Here is a 20,493-nt window from a genome sequence, read left to right on the forward strand (position 1 = left end):
TACCGTTCAACAGCAGGAAGCAGACGCTCCAGCATTCAGAACCAGCGGAGATCGGACAGCAGTGCACCCTGATGTGACGGATCCAGCCAGCCTCCTGGACCTCCTGGACCGCCGCCTGGTCTGCGCCCTGCAGCTGGACGGCCGGGCCGAACCGGGCCGGATCGCCGGCGTGCTCGGCGTCTCGGTCCGCACCGTGACCCGCCGGCTGGCCCGGCTGCGTGAGAGCGGCGTGCTGAAGGTCGTACTGATGCCCCGCGCCGAGGACGAGGCGGTCGGTGCGCTGCTGCTCCGGGTGCGGGTGCTGCGCGGCCGGGTCGCGGCCGTCGCCGACGCGCTGGCCGCGCGCCCGGACGTGCCGTTCGTGGACGTGATGCTCGGCGGCCAGGAGGTGAGCGCGGTGGTGGTCACCGACCGCGCCGGCCGCGACCGCCTGCTCTACCACCAGCTCCCGGGCACCGACGCCGTCACCGAGACCACCGTGCACGCCGTGCTGCACCTCTTCGCGGACGCCGGCCAGTGGCAGGCGGGCCTGCTCACCCCGGACGAGGTCGCCGCACTCACACCCACACGGCCGACCCCGACCCCGCCGCACCGGATCGAGCTCGACCCGCTGGACCACGCCCTGCTCACCGAACTCGGCGAGGACGCCCGCCGCTCCCAGGCCGCCCTGGCCGCCGCCGTCGGCGCGCCGGAGTCCACCGTCCGCCGCCGGCTGCACCGGCTGGACGCGGCCGGCCTGCTGCGCACCCACGCCACCATCGACCCGCGCCTGCTGGGTCTGGCGGTGGACGCCAACCTCTGGCTGGCGCTCCCGCCGGGCCGCCTCGCCGAGGCCGGCAGGCTCCTCGCCGGCCACCCGCAGGTGCACGGTGTGCTGGCCACCAGTGGGCCGCACAACCTGATGGCCACCGTCTTCTGCCCGGACTACGCGGCGCTGTTCCGCTTCACCACCGAGGTGCTCGGCCCGCTCGGCGCCGACCGGGTGGAGACCGCGATCGTCGGCCGGGCCGTCAAGCGGGCGGGGGTGCGGCTCAACCGCCCTGCCACGTTCTGACGATCCGTCAGCTCGAGCTCAGGCCCTGGTGGTCGACCCCGGGCGCACCACCATCAGCACCGTGACGACCACCCAGAGCAGCGAGAAGATCCCGGTGCTCATGGTGAGCAGCTTCAGCCCGCCGAGCGCCTTCGCGGAGTCCGCGTCCGCCTCCCCGGCCAGCGCCGAGATCACCGCCTCCTGGCGGGGCAGCACCAGCACCAGCAGCACCAGTGCGGCGATCACGGTCAGCACCAGCGAGGTGATCAGCCAGGGGCTGCCCATCACGCCCATCACCTGCGCCGTCCCGATGCCCAGCACCGGCACGGCCACCCCGATCGCCGCGTAGACCTGGGTGATCCGGTAGAGCAGTCGCACTGCGGCGAGGTCGGTGCCGTCGGCGCCCTCGGCCAGTGCCGCTCGGGCCTTGCGCGGGAACATGCTCGCGGCGACGGTCACCGGGCCGATCGCGATGACGGCAGCCAGCACGTGCAGGCTCAACAGGAACTTGGCCATGGTTTTCGACAGCCTTCGGGGTAGTCCAGCGGTAGTCCGCGGGGCCGCCCGGTCTGCGGCGGCTCCGCCGGGCACGCTAACACCCGTCCCAGCGGCCCCGAACGCGCGGCCCCGAACGCGCGGCCCCACGCCCAGGGCCTGGCGTCCAGGGCCCGTCGTCCAGCCCGACGGAACAGGCGTTACAGGCCGCTGATCTTCAGGTTCGCCCGCAGCTGGTCGAACATCCGCTGTCCCTCGGCCGCCTGCTCGGCGGCCGAGGGCATCGCGAGCTCCAGCTTGTAACCGGTGCCGTCCTTGCTGACCAGGTCCAGGGTGAGCGAGCGCTGGTCCTTCGGGTGCTCGTAGTCCGAGGTGTCGTGGTAGTGGACGTCCAGCAAGCCGGCGCCCTTGCCCTGCTGTTGGACCTCCGCCACGGTGCCGTCCGGCTTGGGCTCCTGGTAGTAGTGGTCCTTGTACCAGGCCAGGTCCCGATTGGCACAGGCCAGTGAACTCGCGTTCTCCCCGGTCCATTTGCTGAACTTGACGGTGAACACCTTGGTCGGGTCGGCGTAGGTCACCGAACCGTCGTCCACGCTGCGGACGTAGGAGGCCGGCGCGGCCAGGCTGGCGTTCAGCCGGCCCTCCTGGTACGTCTTCCAGCCGGTGGGCAGCTCGTTGCCGCCGAACGGGTCCGCGATCGCCCAGACCAGTCCCAGCGCCACCACCAGGGCTCCTGCGCCGAGGCCCAGTTGGGCTCGCCGACTGCCGCGCAGCAGCTGCCGGGCGCGCTCGGGCGCCGCCGATGGGCTGGCCGGCTCAATCGGCGAGGCCTGCCGCCGGGGCGGCGCCGCGGCCGGCGGTTCGGCCACCGCCCGCAGGGCCTGGCTGAGTGCGGCCGCGCTCGGCCGTACCTCCGGTTCCTTGCGCAGCAGCTGGGCCAGCACCTCGCCCAGCTCGCCGGCGTTCGCCGCGCGCGGCAGCTCGGCCAACACGATCGCCTGCAGGGTGGACGGGGTGGTCTGCCGGCGGAACGGCGAGACGCCCTCGACCGCCTGGTAGAGCACCACGCCCAGCGACCACAGGTCCGACTCCGGGCCCGGCCGACGGCCCAACACCCGTTCCGGGGCGATGTACTCGGGCGAGCCGATGAAGGCCCCGGTCTCGGTGAGCCGCTGCTCGCCCTCCACCTGGGCGATCCCGAAGTCGGTCAGCACCACCCGGCCGTGCCGCCCGACCATGATGTTGGCGGGCTTGACGTCCCGGTGCAGCACGCCGGCCTCGTGCGCGGTGGCCAGCGCACCGAGCACCGCGAGCCCGATCCGGGCGGCCTCCTGGGCCGAGACCGTGCCCTCCTGCAGCACCTCGGCCAGCGAGCGCCCGCGGACCAGCTCCATGACGATCCACGGGCTGTCGTCCACCGTCACCACGTCGTGCACGGTCACCACCGAAGGGTGGTCGACCCGGGCGGCGGCCCTGGCCTCGCGCTGCATCCGCAGGTAGGCGGTCTCGCGCTCGCCCTCGGTCAACTGCTCGGGCAGCCGTGGCTCCTTGACCGCGACATCGCGGTCCACCGTCTCGTCGTGCGCCCGCCAGACGGTGCCCATGCCGCCGAAGCCGAGCCGCTCCAGCAGCCGGTAGCGGCCGCCGATCAGCCGCCCGGCACCGGGCTGCACCGACTCCGGCTGCACCGGCTCCGGCCGCACCGGCACCGGCCGCACCGGGTCGGCCTGCGCGGTCTCCGGCTGCGGCGCGGGCGGTTCGCTGCCGGTCGGCTCCGGTGCCTTCAGCGGCCAGCTCGTCGGCTCGGTAGCCGACCCCCCGTTGGTCGTCATGGCTGCATCATGGCAGGCCCGGCCGCAGGTCGGGAGCTCGCTCCCCAGGTGGTTACCTGACGGTGACGAGCGGTCAGGTAACCGCGCCCCGTCGCCCGAACCGCTCCGCCCGCCACTCGCCGCTCGCCAGCACCTCGCGCAGTGCCTGCGCCGCGTCCCAGGCGTCCGTGTACGAGCTGTACAGCGGGGTGAACCCGAAGCGCATCAGGTCGGGAGCGCGGAAGTCGCCGATCACGCCGCGCTCGATCAGCGCCTGCACCACCGCGAAGCCGTCCGGGAACCGGATCGCCACCTGGCTGCCGCGCCGCTCGGGCTGAACCGGCGTCACCACCTCCAGATCCGCGCACTGGTCCATGAAGAGCCCGGTCAGCGCCAGGCTCTTGGCCCGCACCTGGTTCAGGTCCACCTGCTCCCAGATCTCCAGGCTGGCCCGCAGCCCGGCCAGCGCCAGCAGTGAGGGGAAGCTGGTGAGGAACCGTCCGATCCCGTCGGCCGGCCGGTACTCGGGGGTGAAGGCGAACGGCTCGGCGTGCCCGAACCAGCCGGTCAGCGGCTGCTCGGCCACCGCGTGGTGGCGCGGCGCGGCGTACAGGAAGCCGGGCGCGCACGGTCCGGCGTTGAGGTACTTGTAGGTGCAGCCGACCGCGAAGTCGACGTCGCAGGCGGTCAGGTCGATCGGCAGGGCGCCCGCCGAGTGGCACAGGTCCCAGATCATCAGGGCGCCCGCGCGGTGCACCCGTTCGGTGATCTCGGCCATGTCCAGCAGCACGCCGGTGCGGTAGTCGACCTGGGAGAGCACCACGGCGGCCACGCTGTCGTCCAGGTGCGCGTCCAGGTCGTCCAGCGAGTCCAGCAGCACGCTGCGCCCGCCCTCGAACAGCCCGGTGACGCCCTCGGCGATGTACAGGTCGGTGGGGAAGGTGTCCCGCTCGCCGAGCACCGTGCGCCGTCCCGGGCGCAACCGCAGCGCGGCGGTCAGCAGCTTGAACAGGTTGACCGAGACCGAGTCGCAGACCAGCACCTCGCCCGCACCGGCGCCGACCAGCGGCGCGATCCGGTCACCGAGCACGAACGGCAGCTCGGTCCAACCGGCCGCGTTCCAACTGGTGATCAGGCCCTGTCCCCACTCCTCCTCGACGGTGCGGCGGACGATCTCCGGAGTCCGGACCGGCAGCACCCCGAGCGAGTTGCCGTCCAGGTAGATGCCGTTCGCGGGAAGGGTGAACTCCTTGCGCAGCGCGGCCAGCGGGTCGACGGCGTCCAGCGCGGCGCACTCCGCACGGCTGGCCGGGACGGATACGGTCACAGTTCTCCTCGCACGGTCCACAGTTCCGGGAAGACGTCCTGCTCGGCGGCGGCCTTGAGCCAGCTGAGCCCGCTGGATCCGCCGGTGCCGGGCTTGGCGCCCATCGTCCGCTTGACCGAAGCGTAGTGGCGCTGCCGCCAGCGGGTGACGCGTTCGGCCGTGTCCAACAGGGTCTCGGCCAGTGCGGCCAGCTCGGCCTGGGCCGGGTCGGTGTAGACGGTCAGCCAGGCGGCCGCCACCGCCTCGTCCGGGCGGTACCGCCCGCTGCTCGGCTCGACCTCGGCCAGCAGCCCGCGGCGGGCCAGCAGGGCCAGCACGTCGTCGTAGATGCTCGGCCCGCGCAGCACGGCGGCCAGCTCCTGGTGCACGGCGGGGGAGCCCTGGTACATGGCCAGCAGCCGCTCCGACTTGTTGCCGAGCAGGAACTCCAGGTGCAGGTAGGCCGAGGACTGGAAGCCGGAGGCCTCGCCGAGCACCGGGCGGAAGGCGCTGAACTCCACCGGCGTCATGGTGGCCAGCAGGTCCCAGGAGTTGTTCAGCACGTCCTGCACGTGGTTGCCGCGGCGCAGCGCGACGCGCGCAGCGGTCGTGTCGTCCTCGCGCAGCGCCCGCTGGGCGAGGGTCCACTCGTGCCGCAGCAGGTCGAAGAGCAGCTCCATCACCTGGGTGGTGATGATGAAGGAGAGCTCGGCGTCGACCTTGCTGCGCGGCTGCTGCAGGGTGTGCAGCACGTCGAGCCGGGCGTAGCGCTCGTACGGTGTGGCGCCGGTGCCCTCCGCCTCGGGTTCGAAGGCCAGGTTCGGCGTGTGGACGGTGGGCGTGCCCATGGTGACGTTCCCCCTATCGGCTTGGATGCGCACTATTGTCCGGCGGAGCGCCGAGGTCTTGAATGGGCGTCGGGCACCGGATCCGGGATCTCGGATTCCGTTCGCGAGGTCTTTGCCCCGCCGCCCCTTTCGACCGACAACCGGAGCCGTGATGGACGCCCTCGACCGCCGACTGCTCGCCGAGCTCCAGGCCGACGCGCGGCTCTCCTACAACGAGCTGTCCCGCCGGGTCAGCCTCTCCGCCCCGGCGGTCGCCGAACGGGTGCGCCGGCTGGAGGCGGACGGGGTGATCGGCGGCTACCACGCGCATGTCGACCTGACCCGGTCCGGACTGCCGGTCACCGCGCTGGTGCAGGTGCAGTGCTACGGCCCGCGCTGCGTGCTGCGCGATCCGGCGGTGGCCGAATGGCCGGAGGTGCTGCAGCTGCACCGGGTCACCGGCGGGGCCTGCTGCGTGCTGCTGGTGGCGGTACCGGCGATGGCCGAGTTCGAGGCGCTGATCGACCGGCTCGCCGCGTACGGGCAGCCGAGCAGCTCGATGATCCTCTCCAGCCCCGTGCCCTGGCGCCCGGTCACCCCGCCCTCCTAGGCCCCGGAAGCAGCTCCTAATGGCCTCCGGAGCTGGTCAGGTGCACCCCGAGGCCCACCAGGCCGTTCAGGAAGAGCTCCACGCCGACCGCCGCGAGCAGCAGGCCGAGCAGCCGGGAGAGCACCTCCAGCGAGGTCTGCTGGGTGCGCCGCAGCAGCGGGGCCAGCAGCAGCACGCAGGCCGCGTTGATCGCCACCACCGCCAGGTACGCGCCGGACACCGTGAACCGCCAGCCCCAGGTGTCCTTGGTGAGCGACTCGACCAGCACCGCGGTCATCGCCAGCGGGCTCGCCACATAGGGCAGCATCAGCTCGCGCAGGCCTTCGGCCAGCGGGTTGCGCAGCTCGTCGGAGTAGTCCTCGGTCGGCCCCACATGCATGCCCAGCACCAGCCCGACCGCGTACAGGAAGAAGATCACCCCGCCGGCCAGCTGCAGCGACTCGTCGCTGACGTGGAAGAACGACGTGAGGGTGTCCGCCAGGAAGGCCATCAGCACGCCGACCACCGCGGCCAGCAGCGAGCTGAGCGCCACCAGCCGGTTCATCTGCTGCCTGCTGCGGCTGCGGCTCAGGTGCGCATAGGACAGCAGCACCTTGGGCGGGCCGACCACGGCGAAGAAGGTGACGAAGGTGCTGTTCAGGTTGAGCTCCGACATCCCCACAGCATGATCGAGCCGGGCCGGGGGGTCAGGAGAGGCGCACCGTGACGCCCGCCTCGCGCAGCAGGTCCACCACCGACCGCGCATAGCCCGGCGGCAGCGCCGACGAGCCGTCCGCGACCGCGAAGTCGTGCCAGACCAGGGTGAACGGCGGGGTGGGCCCGAAACCGCCGCGCAGGCAGTCGGCGAGCGCGTCCAGGTTGCTGCCGTAGTAGCCGCCGGGGCCGTTCACGGCCGCGCCGAGGGCGGCGTACAGGTTCGTGCGGTCCCGCGCGGTGCTGCCGTCCAGCTCGAACTGCTCGCTCATGGCTCCCATCCTCGCCGCTGCGCCGCCCGACCCGCATCCCCCGGATGGCCGCGCCGGGTCGAGGAGCGACCGGCGGTCGGCTGGGATTGGGACGGGGACTGGAGAGATGAGGACACGATGGGCTGCGTCACCCGCACACATGCCAGCCGCGCACATGCCAGCCGTGCACATGGCAGCCGCACACACGCCCGCGCACATGCCTGCCGCGCGGATCAGGGCGGCCGGAAGGACCTGGGCCTGCTCGCGCTGCGCCTCGCCGTCGGCGGCGTGCTCTTCTCGCACGGTACGCAGAAGCTCTTCGGCTGGTTCGGCGGCGGTGGACTGGAGGGCACGGCGGAGGCGATGGAGTCGATGGGCTTCAAGCCGGGCGGGCAGAGCGCGCTGGCGGCCGGACTCGGCGAGGCGGGCGGCGGCGCGCTGCTGGCGGCCGGGCTGGCCACCCCGGTGGCCGGGCCGATCGTGGCGGGCACCATGGCCGGGGCGATCTCGGTGCACTTCCCGCACGGCTTCTTCGCCACCAAGGGCGGCTTCGAGTACCCGGCACTGCTCGGCGTCTGCGGGCTGGCCCTGGGCATCGCGGGCCCCGGCCGCTACTCGCTGGACCACCTGAGCGGTCACACCTTCAACCGCCCCTGGCTCGGCGCGCTCGCCTTCGCGGCCGCGGCGGCGGGGGCCTACGCGGTGGTCGGCAAGCGCGAGCGCGGGGTCCGCGAGGCGGCGGACGCGGCGATGGAGAGCGAACCGGAGTGAGCGGTCCTGGTGCGGGCTCCTGAGTGCGGGCTGCTGAGTCGACGGTCCTGAGCGACCAGTCCGAAATGATCATTGGATGACGAGCAGGTGAACTCGAGCCCCTGCCCGCTGGGCGTCTACAGATCTGTAGTACGTTCTCGCGGGGAGGGGCCCGAGGCTGTGTCGGCACACCTCGGTACGCTGTCGCCCTCCGACGACCCGTACCGCGACGCTTGAGGGTGTGCGATGTCCCTGACCTACCCGGAGTCCATCGGCGTGGGCCTGCTGCAAGGAGTCACCGAGCTCTTCCCGGTCTCCAGCCTGGGGCACAGCATCCTGATCCCGGCGCTGATCGGCGGCAACATCCAGAAGGACCTGGACATGACCGCCGACAAGTCGCCCTACCTCGCCGTGCTGGTCGGCCTGCACCTGGCCACCGCGCTCGCCCTGGTGGTCTTCTTCCGCAAGGACTGGGTCCGGGTGGTCGGCGGACTGGTCAGCTCGATACGCCAGCGCCGAATAGAGACCAGCGAGCAGAAGCTGGCCTGGCTGCTGATCGTCGGCACCATCCCGGTCGGCGTCGCGGGCCTGGTCGCCGAACACGCGCTGCGCGCCGCCCTCGGCAAGCCGGTCCCCGCAGCGGTCTTCCTGGCGCTCAACGGCTTCGTCCTGCTCGGCGCCGAGCGGCTCAAGCGCGGTGGCGGCGGCCGCCGCCGGGCCGGGGCCCAGGTCGAGCACACCCCGGGCGTCGACGCCGACATCGAGTCGGACCGGCGGATCGCCAAGCTGAGCTACCGTCAGGGCACCTGGATCGGTGCCGCCCAGATCCTCGCGCTGCTGCCCGGCATCAGCCGCTCCGGCGTCACCATGAGCACCGGCATCCTGCGCGGCCTCAACCACGAGGACGCGGCCCGGTTCTCCTTCCTCCTTGCCACCCCGGTCATCCTGGCCGCCTCGGTGCTCAAGCTCCCGGAGCTGCTCAAGCCGGAGAACGCCGGCGTCCGCGGCCCGCTGGTGGCCGGCTCGATCGCGGCCTTCGTCGCGGGCTACGTGTCGGTGAAGTTCCTGACCAAGTACTTCGAGAGCCGCAGCCTGACGCCGTTCGCGATCTACTGCATGCTCGCCGGCATCGGCAGCGCGGTCTACCTGAGCATCTGACGCCGGGTCACCCGGTTGCCTCCCCCGGCTGGCGGGCCGCCCCGACCGCGTCGAGGGTGGGCGGGGTAGCCCCGACGGAAGAGGCCCCCATGGACCGCCAGCTCCAGCCCCGCGCCACCAGCACCCCCCGCGACCGCCGCCGAGCCCCGCTCGCCCTCGCGATCGGGGTGGCGCTGGCCGCAGGCGCCACGCTGGCCGGCTGCTCCTCGACCACCAGCAGCAAGGCCTCCTCGGTCGCGAGCGCCGCCCAGTCGGTGCTCCAGTCGGCCGCCTCCGGAGCCGCCTCCGGCGCGGCCTCCGCCCTGCAGTCGGCGACGGGCGCGCTGGGCTCCGACGCCTCCTCGGCCGTCGCCTCCGCCCGGTCCGCCGCCTCCTCCGCCCTGGCCAGCGCCACCGGCGGCCTGGACGCCACCGCCGACATCACCCTCGGCAAGGTCAGCACCACCTCCGACGGCAAGGCCCAGGTCCCGGTCACCATCACCAACCACCAGTCCCAGGCCGAGCGCTACACCGTCCAGGTCGACTTCAAGGACGGGAGCGGCAACCTGCTGGACACCGTGGTGCTCAACGTCGACAGCGTGCCGGCGGGCCAGACCGGCTCGACCACCGCCGTGAGCCACCGAACGCTCTCGGGGACGGTGGCGGCCTCGGTGGCTCGGGCCCTGCGCTACTGAGAGGGCGGGGCTCACTCGGAAGGGTGGTCCGTGGGGAAAGTCCGCCCGATACGCTGGCTGTGTCGGCCAGGATCGCCCCATGGGAGGAACCATGACTGCCGTACCCGACTGGATGATCCCGCCGGTAGAAGGCTTCACCGCCGAGGATCTCGATCGCCTGCCCGACCTCCCGCCGCACACGGAGTTGCTCGACGGGAGCTTGGTGCTGGTGAGCCCGCAGAAGTACTACCACATGATCGCTATTGATCTGCTGAAGGATGGCCTGCGGGCTGCGGCGCCGCCGGACTTCCGTGTGGCACGCGAGATGACAGTGACACTGGGCAAGTTCGACCGCCCGGAGCCGGACATCATGGTGGTCCGGGCGTCAGCGGTGGCTGCACGAGGGCAGAACTCGACCTTCCTGCCCGAAGACGTGCTTCTCGCCATTGAGGTGGTCTCACCGGAGTCCGTCCGGCGAGACCGCGACATCAAGCCCGAGAAGTACGCCCGAGCGGGCATCCCGCACTTCTGGCGGGTTGAGGAAGACCAGCGAGGCCGACCTGTCGTCTACGTCTTCGAGCTGGAGCCGGCTAGCCAGACCTACATCGGGGTTGACGTCTGCCACAACCGACTCAAGGTCACCGAGCCCTACTCCATCGACATCGACCTCACCGCCATCGACACCTACTGAGCGGCCAGCCCCAGCACCCGCCGTCCCGCCTCCGCCACATCGCTCGCCGTCCACTCAAGTCCGCTCGCCCGGACCGAGATCTCGGTCATCGCCAGGCCCGGAGCGACATCCGTCCAGCCGGAGGCGAACCAGGTGTGCTCGGTCTGCGCGAGTTCGAGGTTGGCGGCGGTGAGGGCTTCGGCGGGGTGGGGGAGGTAGAGCTGGAACTCGTGGGTGTGCGGGGGGTCGGGGTTGATCCGGGCGCCGGGGAGGGTGCTGAGGGCCTCGGCGACCAGCTTGGCGTGGGTGACGTAGTCGGGGATCCGGGGGAGCAACTGGTCCAGGCCGGCCAGGGCGCCCAGGGCGGCGGGCCAGTTCTGCCAGAGGGTGCCGCCGTGCCGGTGGCGCCAGGTGCGGGCGTAGGCGGTGAGCTTGGCATCGCCGGCGAGGACGGCGCCGTGGCTGCTGCCGAGGGTCTTGTAGAGCGACAGGTAGACGCTGTCGGCGAGGGCCGCGATCTCGTCAAGCGGCTTGCCGAAGTGCGGGGTCGTGTCCCACAGCCGGGCTCCGTCGAAGTGCACCCGGGCGCCGGCGGCGCGGGCTGCGGCGGTGAGCTCGACCAGCTCGTCCCAGCTGGGCAGTAGGAAGCCCGGGTCACGCAGCGGCAGTTCGATCGTCATGGTGCCGAACGGCTGTCCCAGGTCGGCGAGTTCGGTGGCGGTGAAGTGGCCCGGCTGGTCGGTCGGCCAGAGTCCGCGCAGGCCGCTGAGTTGGCTGTAGGCGTGTCGCTCCCAGCGTTCGAGGTGGCTCATCGGGTGCAGCGCGACGGCGTCGTGGCCGGTCAGCTCGGCGCCGTGGCGCAGCGCGATCTGCTGGGCCATGGTGCCGCTCGGGACGTAGACCGCGTCCTCCTTGCCGAGCAGGGCGGCGACGCGTTCCTCCAACCGGGCCACCGCGCCGCCCTCGGCGTAGAAGTCGGGCAGCTCGTCCGCGGCGTCCAGCTCGGCCAGGGCGGTCAGGCGCTCACGGATGGTGAGCGGGCGCTCGCCGCTGAGGATGCGGCGGCTGTTGCGCAGCGCGAGGCGGCGGCGGACGGCCGGGTCGAGGGTGGGGCCGGCGGTGGGGTCGACGGCTGGGGAGTCGGTCATCCCGCGATTCTGCGGTGGTCAGGTGGGCCGGACCAAACGGTTTTCGTAGGCGAAGACCACCGCCTGGACCCGGTCGCGCAGCCCCAGTTTGAGCAGGATCCGACTGACATGGGTCTTCACGGTGGCCTCGGCGAGGTAGAGCTCGGCTGCCACCTCGGCGTTGGACAGCCCGCGGGCGACCTGGACCAGCACGCTGCGCTCACGCGCGGTCAGCGCCTCGATCGCGGCTTCCGCGCGGTCCGGCGAGCCGCCGTCGGCGGGCAGCTGGGAGGCGAACTGGTCCAGCAGGCGGCGGGTGATCCGGGGCGCCACCACGGCGTCCCCGGCGGCCACGCTGCGGATCGCGCTGAGCAGTTCGGCGGGCTGGGCGTTCTTCAGCAGGAAGCCGGAGGCGCCGGCCCGCAGCCCGGCGAAGGCGTACTCGTCGAGGTCGAATGTGGTCATGATGAGCACCTTGGTGTCGGGGGACTCCTCGACGATCCGCCGGGTGGCCTCGATGCCGTCCATGCCGGGCATCCGGACGTCCATCAGCACCACGTCGGGCTGTTGTTCGGCGGCCAGCCGGACCGCCTCGGCGCCGTCCTCGGCCTCACCGGTGACCGTCAGGTCGGGCTGCGAGTCGAGCACCAGGGTGAAGGCGACCCGGAGCAGCGGCTGGTCGTCCACCAGCAGGACGCGGATGGTCATGGTGCGGGCTCCTGCTCGGGGTGGGGGAGGCTGTCGATGCCGACGTCCAGGGTGGCCGACACCCGCCAGCCGCCGCCGGTCAGCGGTCCGGCGGTCAGGCTGCCACCGTAGGCGGCGGCCCGCTCGCGCATTCCGGCCAGCCCGTGGCCGGCGCCGTTCACCGGCTCGGCGGGCGGGCGCAGCGCGCGGCCGTCGTCGCGGACCTCGACGCGGACCGTCCCGGGCGTGCACTCGACGGTGACCTCGGCCCGGGCACCCGGCGCGGTGTGCTTGAGGGTGTTGGTCAGCGACTCCTGCACCAGCCGGTAGACGGTCAGCTGCGCGCCGGGCGAGATGCCGGCGAAGTCGCCGCTCAGCCGCAGCTCGGTGGGCAGCCCGGCGGCCCGGACCTGGGCGGCCAGGGCGGCGAGCTGCCCGAGGCCCGGCTGCGGGTGGCGCAGCGCGTCCGGCTCGTCGGCGCGCAGCACGCCCAGGAAGCGCCGCATGTCGGTGAGCGCCTGCCGGCCGGTCTCGGCGGACTGGCGCATCGCGGCGGTGGCCTTCGCGGGGGCGTGCTCGTTGGCGTAGACCGCGCCGTCGGCGAGCGCCACCATCACCGAGAGGTTGTGGGTGACGATGTCGTGCATCTCGCGGGCGATCCGGCTGCGCTCCTCGGCGACCGCCAGCGCGGACTGCTGGTCGCGCTGGCGCTCCAGCTCGCGGGCCCGCTCGTGCAGGGCCAGCAGCTTGGCCCGCCGGGCCCGCACGTTCAGGCCGAGCACGAGGGCGGCGGTGGTGCCGCCGGAGAGGAAGAACACCACCCGAAGGAAGGCCTCGAACGGGTTGGGCACCGGGAACTCGGGCCGCCAGCCTTCGGCGGCCAGCAGCACACCCAGCTCGCAGACCGCGTAGGCGGGCAGGGTCCAGCGCATCGGGCACTTCACGGCGACCGTGTAGAGCGCGATCAGAACGGCGATGTCGGCGGGCATCCCCGGGTCGTGCATCCACAGGCTGACCAGCCACTGCGCGAAGGCGACGCTCGCTATCACCGAGAAGACGCCGAGTGGGTACCGCCGCCGGAAGGTGAGCGGCAGGATCAGCGCGACCTCCAGCGCGATGGTCAGCGGGTGCGCCCCGAGACCGTGCACCGCGGTGGTCAGGGTGAGCAGCACCAGCACCCCGCCGAAGTCCACGGCGGTGGGGTGGCGCTCGCTCGGCCGCCAGGCGCGCAGCGCGGCCAGCCCTCGGGCGGCGCCGGGGAAGCGCCGCCCGAGGGCTGCCGGGAGCAGCTCGGCCGAAGTCATCGCGCCATTGTGCAACGAAGCCGGCCGGCCGCGGTCATCACGCGTCTCGCCGCTTGAGCACCACGGCGGCGCCGATCAGCGCGGCCGCGACGTAGCCGCAGATCACGGCGAAGCCGGTCCAGGGCGCGAGGGTGCCCGGGTCGGCGTGCAGGGTGGCCACCGCCTGGCCGGCGGCGCCGGGCAGGTACGGGCTGATGTGGCTGTTCCAGTTGGCCGGCAGGGCCTCCATCAGGGCGGGCAGCACCAGCAGGGTGCCGAAGACGGCGGCGATGCCGCCGGCGGTGTTGCGGATCATCGCGCCGATGCCGATCGCGAGCAGGCCGACCGCGGTCAGGTAGAGCCCGACCCCGATCACGGTGCGGGTGACGCCGGCGGCGGACAGCGTGGTCTGCACGTTGTTGCTGGACAGCACCGCCTGGCCGCCGAAGAAGGCGACGAAGGCCGTCACGGTGGTCACCACCAGGGTCACCGCGCCGAACACCGCCGCCTTGGCCCACAGGACCGGGAGGCGGCGCGGGACGGCGGAGAGCGAGGCGCGGATCATGCCCGTGCTGTACTCGCCGCTGACCACCAGGACCCCGAGTACGCCGACGGCCAGCTGCGCCGCCAGGTAGCCGCGCAGGCTGCGGTCCGCCGCGTCGATGGTGAAGGCCCGGTCGTGTGCCTCCGGGTGGTTCAGGTGGTCGATCGCGCCGTAGCAGGCGAGCAGACCGAAGCCGACCATGAACACCACGGCGGCCAGCAGGGTGAAGTAACTCGACCGCAGCGTCCGGAACTTGATCCACTCGGAGTGGACGACCCGGGGCAGCGTGACGCCGCCGCCGGACTTGGACGGGGCGGGGATGGCGGTGACGGTGGTCATGCGACGGGCTCCTTGACCAGCTCGGCCGGCGCGATGGCCGCCTCGTACTCGACGGCGTCCCGGGTCAGCTCCATGAACGCCTCCTCCAGCGATGCCTGACGGGGCGTCAGCTCGAAGAGCACCACCCCGTGCGCGGCGGCCAGTCGGCCGACCTGCTCGCTGTCGGCGCCCGCCACGACGAGCCGCTGCGGGTCCTCGTCCGCGTCGACGGTCACCTGCGGCAGCGCGGTGAGCAGTTCGGTCAGCTGCGCGGCGTCGGGGGTGCGGACCAGCACCCCGCCCTGCGAGGCACTGGCGGTGAACTCGGCCACCGAGGTGTCCGCGATCAGCCGGCCGCGACCGATCACGATCAGGTGCTCGGCGGTCAGCGCCATCTCGCTCATCAGGTGTGAGGAGACCAGCACCGTACGGCCTTCGGCGGCCAGCGACTTGAGCAGGTTGCGGATCCACAGGATGCCCTCGGGGTCGAGCCCGTTGACCGGCTCGTCCAGGATCAGCGTGGCCGGGTCGCCGAGCAGCGCCGAGGCGATGCCCAGGCGCTGGCCCATGCCGAGTGAGAAGCCGCCGGCCCGCTTGCGGGCCACCTCGCGCAGGCCGACCAGGTCGATCACCTCGTCGACCCGGGCCCGCGGGATGCCGTGGGTGGCGGCCAGCGCCAGCAGGTGGTTGAAGGCGGAGCGGCCGGTGTGGATGGCGCGCGCCTCCAGCATCGCGCCCACCTCGCGCAGCGGCGCGGCGTGGTCGGCGTACCGACGGCCGTTCACGGTGGCGTGGCCGGCGCTGGGCGCGTCCAGGCCCAGCAGCATCCGCATGGTGGTGGACTTGCCGGCGCCGTTGGGGCCGAGGAATCCGGTCACGATGCCGGGGCGGACGCTGAAACTCAGCTCCTGGACGGCGGTCTTGGGGCCGTAGCGCTTGGTGAGGCCGACGGCTTCGATCATCTGTGGTCCTCGGGCGAGGGGGTGGACGGGCGGGACAGGTCCACGCTAGTCAGCAGGTCAGCCGGGTTCGAGCGGCGTGAGGAGGAGCCGGAAGGGGCGACTGTGCACCGCGAGATGCAGCCGGGGTACGTCTTAAGACGGACCTTGATTCGAGTGCGGAGGTTTAGCCGCAGGCCAGCAGCCGAGTGGCGACGACCCGAACCTTAACGCCGGCTCAAGGCTGCCGGGCGGCCCTTGACGGCCCACCTGGTCTAGTCCATTTTAATCCGCAGGTGCAGGGAGCCCCTGAGCCGGCGTCAGAGGTCTCGACCACTGACGCCGGTCCTGGGGCGCTCGGCGCCGATCGCACGCTGCACGATTCCCCACTGTCATGCCCATGGCCGCGCGAGTCCCACCTCGCCGGTCGCATCCCAACCGGGCATGCCGGCCCCCACAACCAGGAGTCACGCAACCATGCTTTCTCGTACTGTCGCGCGGGAGACCGCGAACACCGCGGGGCCGGCCGGCAAGCGCCGCCGCCCCAAGAGCGTCGCGGCCCTGGCCGTCGGCACCAGCGCCGCACTGCTGCTCGGCGCCTCGCTCGCCCTGACCTCCGGCGGCACCGCCAGCGCGGCCGCCACCAACACCACCGGCGCTGCCGCCACCAGCGGCGGCATCAAGGTGGCCTACTTCGACCAGTGGTCGGTCTACGGCAACGCCTACTACCCCAAGACGGTCCAGGACACCGGCATCGCCGGGAAGTTGGACTACATGATCTACGACTTCGCCAATATCGACCCGACCACCTTCAAGTGTTTCGAGGCGACCAAGGCGGCGTCCCAGGACGACAACAACCCCAACGCCGGTGACGGCGCCGCCGACGCGTTCGCCGACTACCAGAAGTCCTACGGCGCGGACACCAGCGTGGACGGCGTGGCCGACACCTGGAACCAGCCGATCACCGGCAACTTCAACCAGCTGAAGAAGCTGAAGGCGAAGAACCCCAACCTCAAGATCCTGATGTCGATCGGTGGTTGGACCTACTCCAAGTTCTTCTCCGACGCGGCCGCGACCGACAGCTCGCGCAAGAACCTGGTCTCCTCCTGCATCGACATGTTCATCAAGGGCAACCTCCCGGTGGACGCCGGCTTCGGCGGTCCCGGCTCGGCGGCCGGCATCTTCGACGGCTTCGACCTGGACTGGGAGTACCCGGGCGGCGGCGGCCACACCGGCAACCACTCATCCGCGGCCGACAAGCAGAACTTCACCGCGCTGCTCGCGGAGTTCCGCTCCGAGCTGGACGCCCAGGGCAAGGCCGACAACAAGACCTACGCGCTGAGCGCGGCGGTCGGAGCCGGCCAGGACAAGATCCAGAACTACGAGACCGACAAGATCGGCCAGTACCTGACGTTCCTGGACGTCATGACCTACGACATGCACGGCGCCTGGGACGCGACCGGCCCGACCAACCACCAGGCCGCGCTCTACTCGGACCCGAACGACCCGATGACCCCGGTCAAGCCGGGCAGCTCCAAGTACTCGATCGACGAGGCCGTCAAGGCCTGGACGGTCGGTGACAAGGAGTACGGGATCCCGGGTGGCTTCCCGGCCAAGAAGATCAACATGGGTGTGCCGTTCTACTACCGCGGCTGGACCGGTGTGCCGGCCGGCGCCGACCACGGCCTGTTCCAGAGCGCGACCGGCCCCGCCACCGGTGCGGCCATGTCGGGCAACGTGAACGGCATCCGGATGTACAAGGAGCTCAACGGCTTCGTGGACAACCCGGCGCAGACCTACTGGGACGACACCGCGAAGGCCGCCTACTTCTACGACGGCACCACCTTCTGGAGCGGTGAGAACGCCAAGTCGATCCAGGCCAAGGCCGACTACCTGCACTGCAACGGCCTCGGCGGCTCGTTCGCCTTCTCGCTCTACGACCTGGGCACCCAGACCGGCCTGTTCGACACCATGGTGACCGCGACCAACGGCTCGGCCGCCAACTGCCCGGCCCCGCCGACCTCCTCCTCGCCCACCACCCCGGTCCCGACCACCCCCGTGCCGACGACTCCGGCGCCGACCACCCCCGTGCCGACCACGCCGGTCCCGACCACCCCGGTCCCGACCACCCCGGCCCCCGGCAGCTGCACCGCGCCGAGCTGGTCCGCCAGTGCGGTGTACGCCACCGCCGGCACCAAGGTCTCCTGGAAGGGCCACTACTACACCAACAAGTGGTGGACCACGAACGAGGACCCGAGCCTGAGCGGCCAGTGGGGCGTCTGGGCTGACAACGGCCCCTGCTGACCCACCCCCCCCCGAGCAGCACCCCGCCCTCGAAGAACACCGTGGCCCCGGAGCGATCGCGCTCCGGGGCCACGGCCCATCCCGACCGACCTGCCGTCAGGAACCCTCGGGCATCTCCGGCTTGATCACCCAGAAGACCCCGCCCTGCGGGTCGCTGAGTGCGCCCATCCGCCCGACCGGGGTGTCCATCGCCGGGACGATCAGCGAGCCGCCGGCCCGCACGGCCGCGTCCACCGTGCTGTCCACGTCGTCCACCGCGAAGTAGGTGGCCCAGTGCGGCGGGGTGCCGGCCGGGTGGTTCTCCAGGCTCTGCGCGCCGCCGACCACCTTGCCCTCGACGTTCAGGCCGAGGTAGCCCTCCATGCCCTCCATCGGCACCAGGTCGATGCCCAGCGCCGGGCCGTAGAAGGCGGTGGCGGCCTTGGTGTCACTGGTGTTGAGCTCGTTCCAGATCACCGCACCGGGCTCGTTGACGATCTGCGCGCCGAAGAAGTCCACCGGCTGCCAGACGCCGAAGACCGCGCCGGTCGGGTCCTTGGCCACCAGCATCCTGCCGACCGTACCGACGTCCATCACCGGGAAGAGCAGATCACCGCCGTTGGCGGTGATCTTGGCGGCGGTGGCGTCCGCGTCGTTGCTGGCCAGGTAGGTGGTCCAGACGGTGGGCGGCGGCGGGTTGTCGCCCATCGCCATCGCCGGGCCGATGCCGGCCACCGGCTTGTCGTTCAGCATGAGCACCGCGTAGCCGCCGAACTCCTCGGGGCCCTTCTCGCCCTGCCAGCCGAACAGGTCGCGGTAGAAGTCGATGGCCGCCTGCAGGTCAGGGGCCATCAGGTCGACCCAGCACGGCGTGCCGGGCGTGTACGGGTTGCTGACCACGGGCATGGGTGTCGCCTCCAGGGCGGAAGTGGTCCGGACTGACTTCTGTCGCCCCCCAAGGAGCCACCCTGCCGCCGTCCGGCCCCCTGCGCCACTCAACACTCGGGGCCGCCCAAGACTCGCCACTCACGATCGGGAAGTCAGGGCGTCCCGTCCTCGATCCGGCGCAGCATCCGCACCAGCAGCTCGGAGAGCACCGCGCGCTCCTCGGGTGCCACGTCCTGCAGCAGTTCCTCCTCGAAGACCGCCGCCATCCGCATCGACTCCAGCCACTTGTCCCGGCCGTTCCCGGTGAGCTCGATGATCACCCGGACCCGGTTGGCCTCGTCGCGCTCCCGGGTGACCAGGTCCTCGGCCACCATTCGGTCGATCCGGTGGGTCATCGCGGCGGGGGTGAGGCCGAGCCGCTTGGCCAGTTCGCCGGGGCCGAGCCGGTACGGGCTGCCGGAGACGACCAGCGCCTTGAGCACCTCCCACTCGGCGCTGGTGATCCCCAGCACAGTCAGCTGCCGGCCGTAGGCCACCGACATCCGCCGGGCGACCCGGGAGAGGGAGGACACGATGGTCTCCACCTGGGGGTCCACGGTGGGGAATTCCCGCTGGTAGACGGCCACCTGCTCGGTGATGTCCAGCTCGGTGGCGGCCCCTGAAGCGGGCTGGCCAGCGGGCTTGCGTGCGCTCATGGGGCCAGTCTCCCACGCTCGGCTGCCCTGCTTAAGCCTTTGACGGAATACTGTTTCGCTCAGTAGAGTTTAGCTCTGAAATCTTGCGCTCTGAAGTACTGACGTACGGCAGGCCGAGCACGACGAAGGGGTGTCTCCATGAAGCAGCAGAAGTACGGCGCGGGCGGCACCCTGCGCCGGGTCCAGCTCGGCAACGCGCTCAGCGCCTTCGGCAGCGGGTTCACGATGCCGTACATGTTCATCTACGTGGACCAGGTGCGCGGGCTCGGCTCGCTCGCCGCCGGGCTGGTCTTCACCGTGTTCGCGCTGGCCGCACTGGTGGTGCTGCCGTTCGCCGGTCGCGGCATCGACCGGTACGGGCCGCGCCCGGTGCTGCTGGCCGGCTGCGCGCTGGCCGCCGTCGGCGCCTTCTCCTTCGGGCAGGCGAGCGGGACGGCCGGGCTGCTGGTCGCGTCCTTCCTGTTCGGCGGCGGGGTCACCACCTGCCAGCCGGCGCTGGCCACCATGATCGTCCGCTGCTCCACCGCCAAGACCCGCTCGCACGCCTTCGCGCTGCAGTTCACCCTGGTCAACCTGGGCATGGGGATCGGCGCGCTGGTCGGCGGCCAGATCGTGGACGTGGCCGACCCGGCCAGCCTGACCCGGCTGTTCACCATCGAGGCGGCGACCTTCCTGGGCCTGGCGCTGGTCACCGGCACTGCGCGGATCCCGCGTCCGGCGCCGGTCCTGGTGATCGACGGCAACGCGCCCACCGGGCCGCGCGCACTGCTCGCCGACAAGGCGATGCTGCGCCTGTGCCTGCTGGCCGGCCTGATCTTCTTCACCTGCTACGGCCAGTTCGAGTCCGGCGTCGCGGCCTTCGCCACCGACACGGTGAAGACCGCGCCGGCCACCCTGGGCCTGGCGATCGGTGCCAACGCGGTGACCATCGTGCTGCTGCAGATGTTCATGGTCAGGATCACCGCCAAGCGCCGCCGCACCACCGCGATGGCCGCCACCGGCGTGGTCTGGCTCGGCGCCTGGGGCATGGCCCTGCTGGCCGGGCTGATCCGCGGCGAGGCGGCGGCCGCCACCGTCGCGATCGTCTCGATCTACGTGCTCTTCGGCGTCGGCGAGTCGATGCTCGCCCCGACCCTGGGCCCGATCGTCGCCGACCTCGCCCCGACCCGGCTGCTCGGCACCTACAACTCCGCCTTCGCACTGGTCAAGCAGACCGCCATCGCGGTCGGCCCGGCCGTCGGCGTGCTGCTGGTCGGCTCCGGCACCTGGCCGCTCTACCTGGCCGCGATGACCGGCTGCACGCTGCTGATCATCACCCTGGCGTTGCGCCTGCGCCGGTACCTGACCCCGGCTCAGGACAACGTCGCCGAGCGTCCGACCCCGGTCCCCGTGCCGGTCCGCGAGCTCCAGACGGCGGCATGAGAGGGTGACAGGGCAGACCGCCCGTACCCAGCGTCGGCGGTGATCGACGAG

The 20,493-nt window shown here is 71.9% G+C and carries 21 protein-coding genes; 8 read left to right on the forward strand and 13 right to left on the reverse strand.

Annotated features, from left to right (window positions below):
• Nucleotides 1-73: 73 nt before the first annotated feature.
• On the forward strand, nt 74-1,054 hold the full coding sequence (locus BR98_RS29920) for an Lrp/AsnC family transcriptional regulator (RefSeq protein ID WP_035849591.1): 981 nt from the start codon (nt 74-76) through the stop codon (nt 1,052-1,054).
• A gap of 18 nt (nt 1,055-1,072) precedes the next feature.
• Here the strand turns inward: BR98_RS29920 and BR98_RS29925 are convergent, their stop codons facing one another.
• The 4 genes from BR98_RS29925 to BR98_RS29940 all read right to left on the reverse strand — a co-directional run bounded on the left by BR98_RS29925 (nt 1,073) and on the right by BR98_RS29940 (nt 5,493).
• A complete protein-coding gene (locus BR98_RS29925) occupies nt 1,073-1,549 on the reverse strand; it encodes a DUF2269 family protein (RefSeq protein WP_035849594.1) in 477 nt (158 codons plus the stop codon).
• A 179-nt stretch (nt 1,550-1,728) separates the two neighbouring features.
• Complete coding sequence (locus tag BR98_RS29930; protein ID WP_035849596.1) at nt 1,729-3,360, reverse strand: serine/threonine-protein kinase; 1,632 nt, start codon at nt 3,358-3,360, stop codon at nt 1,729-1,731.
• Nucleotides 3,361-3,433: 73 nt separating this feature from the next.
• Nucleotides 3,434-4,666 carry a kynureninase gene (gene kynU, locus BR98_RS29935; RefSeq protein ID WP_035849598.1) on the reverse strand — a complete coding sequence of 411 codons (1,233 nt, stop codon included), beginning with the start codon at nt 4,664-4,666 and terminating at the stop codon, nt 3,434-3,436.
• Nucleotides 4,663-5,493, reverse strand: coding sequence for a tryptophan 2,3-dioxygenase (locus BR98_RS29940; protein WP_035849600.1), 831 nt, complete (start codon nt 5,491-5,493; stop codon nt 4,663-4,665). Before BR98_RS29940 ends, kynU begins: the two co-directional genes overlap by 4 nt.
• A gap of 151 nt (nt 5,494-5,644) precedes the next feature.
• On the opposite strand from BR98_RS29940, the gene BR98_RS29945 reads away from it, so the two are divergent.
• A complete protein-coding gene (locus BR98_RS29945; protein WP_198042306.1) occupies nt 5,645-6,082 on the forward strand; it encodes an Lrp/AsnC family transcriptional regulator in 438 nt (145 codons plus the stop codon).
• Nucleotides 6,083-6,098: 16 nt separating this feature from the next.
• Here BR98_RS29945 and BR98_RS29950 read toward each other — a convergent pair whose 3' ends face one another.
• A complete protein-coding gene (locus BR98_RS29950) occupies nt 6,099-6,737 on the reverse strand; it encodes a MarC family protein (protein ID WP_035849605.1) in 639 nt (212 codons plus the stop codon).
• Nucleotides 6,738-6,768: 31 nt separating this feature from the next.
• Complete coding sequence (locus BR98_RS41650) at nt 6,769-7,047, reverse strand: barstar family protein (RefSeq protein ID WP_035849608.1); 279 nt, start codon at nt 7,045-7,047, stop codon at nt 6,769-6,771.
• Nucleotides 7,048-7,164: 117 nt separating this feature from the next.
• On the opposite strand from BR98_RS41650, the gene BR98_RS29960 reads away from it, so the two are divergent.
• The 4 genes from BR98_RS29960 (at nt 7,165) to BR98_RS29975 (ending at nt 10,278) form a co-directional block, all read left to right on the forward strand.
• Entirely contained in the window at nt 7,165-7,797 is a 633-nt protein-coding gene (locus tag BR98_RS29960) for a DoxX family protein (protein ID WP_083977144.1), read from the forward strand.
• 225 nt (nt 7,798-8,022) lie between these two features.
• Nucleotides 8,023-8,934, forward strand: a complete 912-nt coding sequence (locus tag BR98_RS29965; RefSeq protein WP_035849610.1) for an undecaprenyl-diphosphate phosphatase — start codon at nt 8,023-8,025, stop codon at nt 8,932-8,934.
• 89 nt (nt 8,935-9,023) lie between these two features.
• On the forward strand, nt 9,024-9,608 hold the full coding sequence (locus BR98_RS42150; protein ID WP_051970415.1) for a hypothetical protein: 585 nt from the start codon (nt 9,024-9,026) through the stop codon (nt 9,606-9,608).
• 91 nt (nt 9,609-9,699) lie between these two features.
• Nucleotides 9,700-10,278, forward strand: a complete 579-nt coding sequence (locus BR98_RS29975) for a Uma2 family endonuclease (RefSeq protein WP_035854358.1) — start codon at nt 9,700-9,702, stop codon at nt 10,276-10,278.
• Here BR98_RS29975 and BR98_RS29980 read toward each other — a convergent pair.
• Genes BR98_RS29980 through BR98_RS30000 form a run of 5 tightly spaced genes read right to left on the reverse strand, consistent with a single transcriptional unit; the run spans nt 10,272 to nt 15,178 of the window.
• Nucleotides 10,272-11,405, reverse strand: coding sequence for a threonine aldolase family protein (locus tag BR98_RS29980; protein ID WP_035849612.1), 1,134 nt, complete (start codon nt 11,403-11,405; stop codon nt 10,272-10,274). The genes BR98_RS29975 and BR98_RS29980 overlap by 7 nt on opposite strands.
• Nucleotides 11,406-11,423: 18 nt before the next feature.
• On the reverse strand, nt 11,424-12,092 hold the full coding sequence (locus BR98_RS29985; protein ID WP_035849614.1) for a response regulator: 669 nt from the start codon (nt 12,090-12,092) through the stop codon (nt 11,424-11,426).
• On the reverse strand, nt 12,089-13,375 hold the full coding sequence (locus BR98_RS29990) for a sensor histidine kinase (protein WP_035849616.1): 1,287 nt from the start codon (nt 13,373-13,375) through the stop codon (nt 12,089-12,091). The genes BR98_RS29985 and BR98_RS29990 overlap by 4 nt, the downstream gene beginning before the upstream one ends.
• Nucleotides 13,376-13,412: 37 nt before the next feature.
• Nucleotides 13,413-14,237, reverse strand: a complete 825-nt coding sequence (locus tag BR98_RS29995) for an ABC transporter permease subunit (RefSeq protein ID WP_035849619.1) — start codon at nt 14,235-14,237, stop codon at nt 13,413-13,415.
• Nucleotides 14,234-15,178, reverse strand: a complete 945-nt coding sequence (locus BR98_RS30000; RefSeq protein WP_035849623.1) for an ATP-binding cassette domain-containing protein — start codon at nt 15,176-15,178, stop codon at nt 14,234-14,236. Before BR98_RS30000 ends, BR98_RS29995 begins: the two co-directional genes overlap by 4 nt.
• A 453-nt stretch (nt 15,179-15,631) precedes the next feature.
• Here BR98_RS30000 and BR98_RS30005 point away from each other — a divergent pair, with 453 nt between their 5' ends.
• On the forward strand, nt 15,632-17,458 hold the full coding sequence (locus BR98_RS30005; RefSeq protein WP_035849626.1) for a glycosyl hydrolase family 18 protein: 1,827 nt from the start codon (nt 15,632-15,634) through the stop codon (nt 17,456-17,458).
• A 96-nt stretch (nt 17,459-17,554) separates the two neighbouring features.
• Here the strand turns inward: BR98_RS30005 and BR98_RS30010 are convergent, their stop codons facing one another.
• Nucleotides 17,555-18,343, reverse strand: coding sequence for a VOC family protein (locus BR98_RS30010; RefSeq protein ID WP_035849629.1), 789 nt, complete (start codon nt 18,341-18,343; stop codon nt 17,555-17,557).
• Nucleotides 18,344-18,477: 134 nt separating this feature from the next.
• Nucleotides 18,478-19,020 carry a MarR family winged helix-turn-helix transcriptional regulator gene (locus tag BR98_RS30015; RefSeq protein WP_035849632.1) on the reverse strand — a complete coding sequence of 181 codons (543 nt, stop codon included), beginning with the start codon at nt 19,018-19,020 and terminating at the stop codon, nt 18,478-18,480.
• Nucleotides 19,021-19,158: 138 nt separating this feature from the next.
• On the opposite strand from BR98_RS30015, the gene BR98_RS30020 reads away from it, so the two are divergent.
• Nucleotides 19,159-20,442 carry an MFS transporter gene (locus tag BR98_RS30020; protein WP_035849635.1) on the forward strand — a complete coding sequence of 428 codons (1,284 nt, stop codon included), beginning with the start codon at nt 19,159-19,161 and terminating at the stop codon, nt 20,440-20,442.
• Nucleotides 20,443-20,493 lie beyond the last annotated feature (51 nt).

Source organism: Kitasatospora azatica KCTC 9699 (assembly GCF_000744785.1).
Classification (GTDB): Bacteria; Actinomycetota; Actinomycetes; order Streptomycetales; family Streptomycetaceae; genus Kitasatospora; species Kitasatospora azatica.